Below are 4,675 nucleotides of genomic sequence, written 5' to 3'. Positions count from 1 at the left end.
CTCGTAACCCGCAAGACCGACGGCACCCTGTGGCTGTACGCGAACAACATCGTTCGCGACAACGGCACCCCGTACAGCAGCTCGTCGGCACGGCAGATCGGCAGCAACTGGAACGGCTTCGACACCCTGGTCGGCGCGGACGTGACCGGCGACGGCTACACCGACCTGGTGGGCCGCAAGACCGACGGCACCCTGCTGCTGTTCCCCAACAACATCGAACGCGACAACGGCGTCCCCTTCAGCGGCAACCAGCAGATCGGCAGCGGCTGGGGCGGCTTCAACGGCATCATCTGACGGCCTCAACCGACGCGCCCGGCCTCTGGCCGGGCGCGTCGGCGTTGCCGAGGCACCGCACGACCACCATTCCGAGCGCCGGCGTCAGGCGGCCAGGGCTCGGGCGGCGACGGTGAGGTCGGCGACCAGGCCCTGGTACGCCTTGTCCTGGTCGTCGGCGCGGAGCACGGCCGAGGGATGGATGGTGGCCAGCAGCCGGGCCGGGGGCGCGTCGGCCACCTTTCCGGCGCTGTCCACCGGCACCCGCTGGAAGTCCTCCGGGTGCTGGGCCGACGCGGGCCAGGGCAGCAGTTCGCCCCGCTGCCGGGTGACCCGGAAGGACGGGCCGAGCAGCGCCTTGGCGGCGGTGGCGCCGAGCACCACCACGATGTCCGGACGCAGCCGGGCGAACTCGGCGACCAGCCAGGGCCGGCACGCGGTGATGTGCACCTGGTCCGGGGTCTGGTGGATCCGACGCTTGCCGCGCAACTCGAAGCGGAAGTGCTTCACCGCGTTGGTGAGGTAGATCTGCTTCGGGTCCAGGTCGGCGTCGTCGACGGCGCGGCGCAGCAGCCGACCGGCGGGACCGACGAAGGGCAGTCCCTTCTGGTCCTCCATGTCGCCGGGCTGTTCACCGACGAGCACCACGCGGGCGCTCTCGTCGCCCCGGCCGAAGACCGTCTGCGAGGCGTCCCGGTACAGCTCACACCCACGGCAGCCACCGGCCGCCGCGCGCAACTCGTCGATGGTGTCCGCGTCCGTCGGGATGAACCGCTGGGCACCGGGGGCGGTCTGCTCGGCCATGCCGACTGTTATATACCCCTTCGGTGCCCGGTGCCGGATACGCCCCGGCCAGGTCAGTACCCGTTGCCGCCGCCGTCCCCGCCGGACGCGATAGCGATCAACACGATGACGATGATGATGATCACCACAGCCAGCGCGATCCAAAGCCCCTTACGACTCCCACCAGATGCCATGTCCCCCACACCTCCGGCGCCCGCATACCCACCCCAGCCACCACGAATCCTCGCGATCCTGCATTTCCGCCCCGGGCAGACGGGCACTCTGTCGACACAGCGCACGACGGGGTCAGGCGGGAAAGCCGGGGGGTGGGGTCGGGTGGGTCGCCCGAGCCAGGGCGGCGGCCAGGGCGGGCAGGTCGCTGGTGGTCAGCGGGCTGATGCTGATGCGGAGCGCCGGCGGGGCCGCGATCCGGTAGAGGGCGCCGGGGGCCACCGACCAGCCGGCGTCGCGTAGCGCGGTCACGGCGCTGGTCTCGTCCGGCACCGGCAGCCAGACGTTGATGCCACTACGACCGTGCGCGGTCAGACCGTGCTCGGCCAGCGCGGCCAGCAGCCCCTCGCGCCGCCGCTCGTAGCTCTGCGCCGCCCGTTCCACCAGCTCGGTGACCGCCGGGTCCCGCCAGAGGGCGAGGACCAGCCGTTGCAGCACGGTGGAGACCCAGCCGGCGCCGACCCGCGTCCGGCCGGCCACCCGGGCCACGGTGGTCTCGTCGCCGACCAGGACGGCCAACCGCAGGTCCGGGCCGAACGGCTTGCTCACCGAGCGCAGGAAGGCCCAGCTCCGCGTCGCGCCGGCCAGGGGATGCAGCGGTACGCGGGCCAGCTCGGCGGCGTGGTCGTCCTCGATCAACAGCAGGTCCGGTCGGCCGGCGAGCAGCTCCCGCAGCGCCTGAGCACGGGCCGCGGAGACGGCGGCGCCGGTCGGGTTCTGCGCTCGGCTGGTGACCACCAGCGCCCGCGCTCCGGCGCGAGCGCGGAGGCCACCCCGGCCACGAGTGGTCCCTCGTCGTCGAGCGGTACGCCGATCGGGCGCAACCCCAGCGCGGCCACCAGGTCGAGCAGGTTGGCCCAGCCCGGGTCCTCCACCGCCACCGCGTCGCCGGGGCGCAGGTGGGCGCCGAGCAGCCGCTCGATGCCGTCCAGCGCGCGCCGGTGAGGGTCAGCTCACCGGCGGCTACGCCGTCGGCGCCCAGCCGGGCACGGGCCGCCTCGGCCAGCTCGGGCAGCACACCGGCGTGGGAGTAGCCGACCGACGCGCCCGCGTCGACGGCGAGCGCCGCCAGATGCGGGCCGAGCGGGGGCAGCAGCCGGGGGTCGGGTTCACCCCGGGACAGGTCACGAGCCCCGGGCAACGGGGGCGGGCGTAGCGCGGAGCGGCGGGCGGCCACCGGAGGGCGGGGGCGCACCCGGGTGCCGTGCCGCCCGGCGGTGGCGAGCAGGCCGCGCTGGCGCAGCTCCTGATAGGCGCGGGCGACGGTGGCGGGACTGACGCCCAGCGCGGTGGCGAGGGCCCGCACCGGCGGCAGCGTGGTGCCGGGCGGCAGGGCGTCGGTACGGATGCCCGACTCGATGCTGGCCGAAATCGCGACCGCCGTCGACCCAGTGAACTGATAGCGTGCTGACACAAACAAGAGATTGTACTAGAACGAAAGGGCGAGCGATGTATCCACCCACCGCCCGCACCATCCCCCAGCGCTCCCGCGACCGGATGAGCTACGACCGCGACGCCGCGCACGCCGTGCTCGACGAGGCGTACCACTGTGCCCTCGGGTTCACCGTCGACGGCCAGCCACGGGTGCTGCCCACCCTGCACGTCCGCATCGGCGACACGCTCTACCTGCACGGGTCCACCGGCAGCCGTCCCCTGCTCGCCGCCCGGGACGACGGGCTGCCGGTCTGCGTCACGGTGACCCTGCTCGACGGGCTGGTCTACGCCCGCTCCCAGTTCCACCACAGCGCCAACTACCGCTCCGTCGTCGCGCACGGCACCGCCCACCTCGTCACCGACGAGCGGGAGAAGACCGCCATGCTCACCGCGCTGGTCGAGAAGGTCGGCGCCGGACGCAGCGCGGACACCCGCCCACCCAGCCGCCGCGAGCTGGCCGAAACCGCCGTGCTGGCGTTGCCACTGCGCGAGGTGTCCGTCCGGTCCCGCACCGGCGGCGTCCGCGAGGACGAGGCCGACCTGCACCTGCCGCCCTGGGCCGGCGTACTGCCGCTGCGGTTGACCGCCGGGCCGCCGCAGCCGGACGCCGGAGTCACCGCGCCGCTGCCGGCGTACCTACGGACCGCCCGCACACCGTGGCACGAGCCGGCGCGCTGCGCGGCGAGCACGTCCGGCTGGAGCCGCTGGAGCTGGCGCACGCCGACGAACTGCACGCCGCCACCGCCGACGACGAGGTGTGGCGGCACCTGAGCGTCACGCGGCCCACCAGACCGGCCGGGACCGGCGAGGTGATCGCCGCCGCCCTGGACGCCCAGCACCGCGGTGAACGGGTGCCCTGGGTGCAGCGCTGCGCGACCACCGGGGTGGTGGTCGGCACCACGTCCTACTACGAGATCGATCCGGAACGGCGGTCGGTGGCGATCGGGCACACCTTCCTCGGCCGCCCCTGGTGGCGTACCGGGATCAACACCGAGGCGAAACTGCTGTTGCTCGGCCGGGCCTTCGACGATCTCGGCGCGGTGCGGGTGGTCTGGCACACCGACATCCGCAACGAACGCTCCCAGGCGGCCATCGAACGACTCGGCGCCACCCGGGAGGGGGTGCTGCGGATGCACCGGCAGCGTCCGGACGGCTCCTGGCGGGACACCGTGCAGTACGCGATGACCGTCGACGAGTGGCCGAACGCACAGGCCAGGCTGCGGGAAAGGCTTCGACGAACGGCACCGGCGGCGTGATGATGGCGGGCGTGCTGGGGATCACCGACATCTGGACGTACGTGCTGGGCACCGTGGCCATCATCCTGCTGCCCGGGCCGAACTCGCTCTTCGTGCTCTCCACCGCGGCCAAACGCGGTGTGGGGGCCGGCTACCGGGCCGCGGGCGGGGTGTTCGTCGGCGACGGCGTGCTGATGTTCCTCTCCGCAGCCGGGGTGGCGTCGCTGCTCAAGGCGTACCCGCCGGTGTTCCTGGTGATCAAGTACGCCGGTGCCGCGTACCTCGGTTATGTCGGGGTGACCATGCTGCGCGGCGCCTAGCGGCGCTGGCGGGGGCGCAACGACCCGGGCACGCCGCGGCTCATCGACGCCGCGGAGCCGGCGGAGATGCGCAGCCCGTTCCGCAAGGCGCTGGTGATCAGCCTGCTGAACCCGAAGGCGATCCTGTTCTTCATCTCGTTCTTCATCCAGTTCGTCGACCCCGGGTACGCCTGGCCGGCACTGTCGTTCCTGCTGCTCGGCCTGATCGCGCAGGTGACCAGCGCGCTCTACCTGACCGCGTTGATCTTCGCGGGCACGTTCCTGGCCGCACAGTTCCGCCAACGTCGCCGCCTCGCCGCCGGCGGCACCACCGCCGTGGCAGCCCTCTTCCTGACCTTCAGCCTAAAGCTAGCCACCGCCACCACCAGCTAACCCACCCCACCCCACCCCGACCCCGCC

General features: G+C 73.0%; 1 protein-coding gene and 4 pseudogenes. 3 read left to right on the top strand and 2 right to left on the bottom strand.

Annotated features, from left to right (window positions below; all coding sequences use genetic code 11):
* A pseudogene (locus JNW91_RS29750) lies at window positions 1-294 on the top strand (hypothetical protein); the annotation flags it as partial.
* Window positions 295-378: 84 nt separating this feature from the next.
* Here the strand turns inward: JNW91_RS29750 and JNW91_RS29745 are convergent.
* Together JNW91_RS29745 and JNW91_RS29740 are read right to left on the bottom strand one after the other, a co-directional pair.
* A complete protein-coding gene (locus JNW91_RS29745; RefSeq protein WP_203178833.1) occupies window positions 379-1,077 on the bottom strand; it encodes a UdgX family uracil-DNA binding protein in 699 nt (232 codons plus the stop codon).
* 285 nt (window positions 1,078-1,362) lie between these two features.
* Window positions 1,363-2,620: pseudogene (locus JNW91_RS29740) on the bottom strand (aminotransferase class I/II-fold pyridoxal phosphate-dependent enzyme).
* A gap of 116 nt (window positions 2,621-2,736) precedes the next feature.
* Here JNW91_RS29740 and JNW91_RS29735 point away from each other — a divergent pair.
* Window positions 2,737-3,977 (top strand): annotated as a pseudogene (locus JNW91_RS29735) (bifunctional pyridoxamine 5'-phosphate oxidase family protein/GNAT family N-acetyltransferase).
* Window positions 3,977-4,648 (top strand): annotated as a pseudogene (leuE, locus tag JNW91_RS29730) (leucine efflux protein LeuE). Before JNW91_RS29735 ends, leuE begins: the two co-directional pseudogenes overlap by 1 nt.
* Window positions 4,649-4,675 lie beyond the last annotated feature (27 nt).

Source organism: Micromonospora parastrephiae, from assembly GCF_016802865.1.
Lineage (GTDB): Bacteria > Actinomycetota > Actinomycetes > Mycobacteriales > Micromonosporaceae > Micromonospora > Micromonospora parastrephiae.
Note: the sequence above shows the minus strand (reverse complement) of the source record. Positions and strands in the feature narration are given on the sequence as shown.

Coding starts and splice junctions, on each gene's coding strand:
- JNW91_RS29745 (WP_203178833.1), bottom strand. CDS start 1,077: ATGGCCGAGCAGACCGCCCCCGGTGCCCAGCGGTTCATCCCGACGGAC.